Origin of the sequence: Verminephrobacter aporrectodeae subsp. tuberculatae, from assembly GCF_026127385.1 — a bacterium.
Classification (GTDB): domain Bacteria; phylum Pseudomonadota; class Gammaproteobacteria; order Burkholderiales; family Burkholderiaceae_C; genus Acidovorax; species Acidovorax aporrectodeae.
Genome location: NZ_QZCX01000025.1, coordinates 1 through 261, shown reverse-complemented (window position 1 = coordinate 261; position 261 = coordinate 1). Strand labels below are relative to the sequence as shown.

Here is a 261-nt window from a genome sequence, read left to right as displayed (position 1 = left end):
GTGGAGGACGCGAGCAACAGCATCGGCGTGAACATGACCGGGGTCAGGAACGCAGCCGAAAGGGCCGGGGTGGGCATCACCCACAGCGCCAACTACAGCATCGACACCAAGCGCCCCACGCTCGCGGCGACCCACCCGATCACGCTCCGTGACGACAAACTGCACCTGGGCGAAAGCACCACCGCCACGATCCGCTTCTCCGAAGACATAGCCCCCGACAGCTTCAGCATCGCCGACCTGAGCGTGGAGGGAGGCGCGAGG

At 66.3% G+C, this 261-nt stretch carries 1 protein-coding gene; it reads left to right on the top strand.

Translation table 11 applies throughout. The features are described from left to right. Positions 1 to 261: Ig-like domain-containing protein (locus tag D5041_RS21960; protein ID WP_407702328.1), on the top strand; the 261-nt coding region annotated here is incomplete at both ends.